At 50.1% G+C, this 4,985-nt stretch carries 5 protein-coding genes; all 5 read right to left on the bottom strand.

Annotated features, from left to right (window positions below; translation table 11 throughout):
* On the bottom strand, positions 1-840 hold an 840-nt coding region (locus ACTG33_RS16170; protein ID WP_439136256.1), incomplete at its 3' end, for a peptidoglycan glycosyltransferase FtsW.
* Positions 837-2,186 (bottom strand): UDP-N-acetylmuramoyl-L-alanine--D-glutamate ligase, encoded by a 1,350-nt coding sequence (gene murD, locus ACTG33_RS16165; RefSeq protein ID WP_439136255.1) that lies wholly within the window; start codon positions 2,184-2,186, stop codon positions 837-839. The genes ACTG33_RS16170 and murD, both read right to left, overlap by 4 nt.
* 58 nt (positions 2,187-2,244) lie before the next feature.
* On the bottom strand, positions 2,245-3,327 hold the full coding sequence (gene mraY, locus ACTG33_RS16160; RefSeq protein ID WP_439136254.1) for a phospho-N-acetylmuramoyl-pentapeptide-transferase: 1,083 nt from the start codon (positions 3,325-3,327) through the stop codon (positions 2,245-2,247).
* A complete protein-coding gene (locus ACTG33_RS16155; protein ID WP_439136253.1) occupies positions 3,327-4,805 on the bottom strand; it encodes a UDP-N-acetylmuramoyl-tripeptide--D-alanyl-D-alanine ligase in 1,479 nt (492 codons plus the stop codon). Before ACTG33_RS16155 ends, mraY begins: the two co-directional genes overlap by 1 nt.
* On the bottom strand, positions 4,798-4,985 hold a 188-nt coding region (locus tag ACTG33_RS16150), incomplete at its 5' end, for a hypothetical protein (RefSeq protein ID WP_439136252.1). The genes ACTG33_RS16150 and ACTG33_RS16155, both read right to left, overlap by 8 nt.

The following is a 4,985-nucleotide window of genomic DNA, read 5'->3' as shown; positions in this document are numbered from 1 at the left end:
TGCGATAATGGCAAAAATGAAATCCGTGTGTGCTTCAGGCAAGTAAAATAACTTCTGAACACTATTACCCAACCCCAGACCAGTCCATTGTCCACGACCGAACGCAATCAAGGACTGGGTTAGCTGATAACCACTGTTAAACTGATCGGCCCAGGGATCCAAAAAGGTAATCAAGCGCTGCATACGATATGGCGATAAGGTAGCAATCAAAATCAATCCGCCCAACGCTCCGGCAAACAGCAAAATAAATTGCCACAAACGAACTCCCGCAACGAATAGCATCGCCATCACTGTACAGGCTAAAACCACTGATGCGCCGAAGTCAGGTTCAAGCAACAGTAAAAAGATCATCATGCCCAACACCAATAACGGCTTGAATACACCACGCCAGTCACTCAGAGTTTCTTGTCCTCTACGCGCCAGGAAGCTGGCATAGAAAACGATTGCACAAAACTTAACCACTTCCGAAGCCTGTATTCCCAGAGGACCCAACTGCAACCAACGCTGACTGCCATTCACCTTGCGACCAATCCCCGGAATCAATACCAGCGTTAGCATCACCAACGCAATGATCAAAAACAGGCTGCCATACTTTTCCCAAATATTGGTTGGCACAGCTGCAATCAATACAGCTCCCACCATGCCCACAACCCAATAGAGTGCGTAGCGTGTCGAGAAAAACCACGCATCGTTGTAATTCACTTCTGCATACGTCATGGATGCTGAAGTGACCATGACAAATCCAATGGATGACAACACCATCACCAAGGTCAACAACTGCCAGTTAACACCGTCCAGCCAGGCCGAAGATATCAAGGAAGGCTTGATCATAGCTTTCATGCCACAACCTCCTTCACAGCCTGAACAAAGTGTTCACCACGATCTTCAAAACCTTTGTACATATCGAAGCTTGCACAGGCGGGAGACAACAGCACATCATCGCCTGACTGTGCGTGCCTGGCAGACAGCTCTACAGCTTCGGCCATGTTTCTGGCCTGAAATACAGGGACCAGATCCGCGAAAAGGTCAGCAATTTGATCGCCATCCTGACCGATCGCCACAAGCGCCCGAAGCCCGGCAGCGGCTGCTTTCAACGGCGAGAAATCAGCGCCTTTTCCTACCCCACCGGCGATCAGGACAATTTTCCCATTTGGTTTTTTCAAGCCATTCAACGCGGCCAATGTGGCTCCCACATTGGTGCCTTTTGAATCGTTGTAATAGTTAACTCCGCCATTTTCAGCGACCCACTGACAACGGTGTGGCAACCCCGTGAATACTTTTAATGTTTGCAGCATCGCATCCATTGGCAGGTCAACAGCGTGCCCCAACGCCAACGCGGCCAGTGCATTTGCTACATTGTGGCGACCGGGAATTTTAATGTCGTCAATGGGCATCAACGCTTTGAACTCAAAAGCCAAGCACTCCTGACCCGCTTTGGTTATTACGCCAAAACCACGTCTGTCAGGCATATTCAGACCAAAACTGAATTGCTCGACGCCCTCTGCCAGCGGCGGCGCAGTCAGTGGATCTTCACGATTCACGACGACTTTCCTAGCCCCAAAATAAACCCGCTGTTTGGCTATATAGTATTGAGCGAAGGAATCATAACGATCCATATGATCTTCACTGACATTCAGCACGGTCGCGACTTCAGCATTTAATTGCTTGATACTTTCCAGTTGAAAACTGGACAATTCCAACACATACAGTTCAGCCGCTGGCTGTTGTAATAAATCCAGAACCGGGACGCCGATATTGCCACCGATCAGCACCTGCTTACCGGCATTTTGAGCCATCTCCCCCACAAGCGTAGTCACTGTACTTTTCGCATTAGACCCAGTGATCGCTATAACAGGAGCCTTCACTTCCCGTAAAAACAGTTCGATATCCCCCAACATAGGGATGCCCTCTGTTTCGGCTTTTACCAAAACAGGATTTGACAGTGGCACACCAGGGCTGACGATAATCTCGGCAGCAGCCAGCAGAGTATCTTCTCTCAATTCGCCCAGTTCTATATTCGCTTCGGGAAACTGAGCGCGAACACTGTCCAAGGCCGGAGGAGCCTCACGGGTATCTACCCAAACAAAAGGACGACCTACGCTGGTCAAATAGCGCGCAGCCGATTGCCCGGTCATTCCCATACCGACCAAAACAGTGACATTACTTTGCGCGATTAAATTGACCACAGTATTGCTTCTCGTCCTTTCTAAATTTGATATTAGTTACTGTAAAACCTGTTATTGCTTAACGCAGTTTCAATGTTGCCAAACCAAACAACACCAGCATGACAGTGATAATCCAGAAACGGACAATCACACGGGGCTCTGGCCAGCCCTTTAATTCAAAATGGTGGTGCAGTGGGGCCATGCGGAAGATGCGACGACCCGTCAATTTGAAAGAACCCACTTGCAAAATCACCGACACGGTTTCCATCACAAAGACACCGCCCATAATAAAGAAGACAATCTCGTGACGAACAATCACCGCAATCACACCCAGCGCCGCGCCCAGTGCCAGGGCACCGACATCGCCCATAAATACTTGCGCCGGGTAGGTGTTAAACCAAAGAAAACCGAGCCCCGCACCGCCCAGAGCAGCACAGAAGACAATCAGCTCCCCCGCTCCCGCAACATAAGGAATGTGCAAGTAAGTGGAGAACTCATTGTGACCTACCAAGTAGGCAATCAGACCCAACGCACCGCCCACCATCACCGTGGGCATGATTGCCAGCCCATCCAGACCATCTGTCAGGTTTACAGCATTACTGGAGCCAACGATGACGAAATAGGTCAGCACAATGTAAAAGAGGCCCATATCCAGGGAGATCTCTTTGAAAAACGGCACGATCAACTGTGTCTCTGCAGGGCTTGCTGCGGTGTAGTACAGGAAAATCGCAGCGCCTAACCCCGCCACTGACTGCCAAAAATATTTCCAGCGCGCTGGCAGCCCTTTGGAGTTAGCTTCCACGACCTTGCGATAATCATCGACCCAGCCAACGGCACCAAAAATACCGGTGACAATCAGCACGACCCAGACATAACGATTGCTCAGGTCAGACCACAACAACGCACTGACAAAAATTGCCGCCAAAATCAGCGTGCCGCCCATGGTTGGAGTACCGGATTTGCTCAAATGGGACTCAGGACCATCATCGCGAACAGACTGACCGATCTGTAAATAATTCAGTTTACGAATCATCCAGGGTCCTAAAATCAGTGATATCGCCAATGCTGTCAGCACCCCGAGAATGCCCCGCAGGGTCAGATACTGAAATACCGCAAATGAGGACACATACTGTTGTAAATACTCTGCAAGCCACAAAAGCATTATTGTTGTTCTCCGCCTAACGTAATTGCTTGCACAACGCTTTCCATGCTTGCGCTCCGAGATCCTTTCACCAGGACAACCGTGTTATCTGTTAATTGAGTGAATAAATAGTGGTTAAGCTCGTCCTTAGAGACAAAGTGCTTCGCCGTTTGTTCTTGAGAGGTGCACTCTTTTTCTGAGGTTGTTTGACCTTTATTAAGTGCATCACATTCATTAAATCCGTCAGTTGCATACTGACTGTTTTTGCCTTGAGTAATGAGTGCCGGTACCCCTAACGATTTAAGGGTTTGACCCAGTGCTGTTAATGCTCCCAATTCCCCATCACCCAGCTCACCCAAGTCTCCTAACACCAGTAAAACGTCACGCCCCTGATGCTTCAGGTCCATCAGCAGTTGTGCAGCCGCCTTAACCGAACCCGGATTCGCGTTGTAAGTATCGTCAATCACCAACGAGCCATTCATGCCCGACTGCGGCATCATTCTGCCTTTAACCGGAGCAACTTTAGTCAGACCCTCTGCAATTTCTTTAAGACTGGCGCCTACCGCCAGACAGCAACTTGCGACAGCCAGTGCATTATTGACGTTCTGACGCCCCATCATCGGTAAATTCACCGCGATACTTTTCTCGCCCAAGCCCTTCTGACCAGCGACTTTCTCACCAGCGTGCAAGGTAAATTCGTAGCACGCCTTTTCAGTGAGCTGTATATCTGTGGCAAATATATCGGCATTGGCATCAGCAACCGAGAATGTCAGGAACTGCACATCCGAACGCTCGGCCTTCAATGTATCCATCCAGCCGGACGCATAAGACTCATCAAGATTGATGACCGCGGTACCGCCTTGTCTCAAATGACGATAAATAGTGGACTTCTCTGCTGCAACTCCGGCCTCACTGCCAAACCCTTGCAGATGAGCCGCCATCACGTTATTGACCAGTGCAACGGTGGGCTCAGCCAGCGACGCCAAGTAATCAATTTCACCCAAACCACTGGCACCCATTTCAATCACGGCGTACTGTGCATCGCCCTGCATTGCCAACAATGTCTGAGGTACACCAATGTGGTTATTCAGATTGCCACGCGTAACGTGAACGGGTGCTGCCTGACCCAGAACCGTTGCGATCATTTCCTTGACCGTGGTTTTACCACTGCTGCCCGTCAAGGCAATGAGAGGTCCTTGAAACTGCATACGCCCCTGATGGGCAATGTCACCCAAAGCACGAGTGGTATCTTTTACCAGTAACTGCGGCGCTGCCAGCTGGTCATCCAAACGTTCTACCACTGCGGCTACCGCACCTGATTTACAGGCATCAGCCACAAAACTGTGAGCATCAAAGCGCTCGCCCTTAATGGCTACGAACAAATCACCTGCCTGAACCGAGCGTGTATCGGTATTAACTCGCTCAAAGGAGGCATCGTCGCCGTGCAATTCTGCGTTCAGCGGTGCGAGCAGTTCGGACAGTTTCATCGGCTTAATCATTTGCCGCGCCTCCTGTCCCATTTCCAGTTTCTACACCGGCATCAACACCAGTCTGGGAGGCCTTGCGCTGCTTTAATGCCACACGGGCCACAGCAGCATCACTGAAGGGCAACTTTTTAACACCAATCTGCTGATAATCTTCGTGGCCTTTGCCTGCAATCACAACACAGTCACCGGCAG

This window comes from Pseudomaricurvus sp. (assembly GCF_965662505.1).
GTDB lineage: Bacteria > Pseudomonadota > Gammaproteobacteria > Pseudomonadales > Cellvibrionaceae > Pseudomaricurvus.
The sequence above is the reverse complement of the archived record's forward strand: the minus strand, read 5'-3'. Positions and strand labels throughout refer to the sequence as shown.

What these genes read in the sequence shown, in the direction of transcription:
- mraY (WP_439136254.1), bottom strand. Translation starts at nt 3,327, where the DNA reads ATGCTTTTGTGGCTTGCAGAGTATTTACAACAGTATGTGTCCTCATTT.
- ACTG33_RS16155 (WP_439136253.1), bottom strand. Translation starts at nt 4,805, where the DNA reads ATGATTAAGCCGATGAAACTGTCCGAACTGCTCGCACCGCTGAACGCA.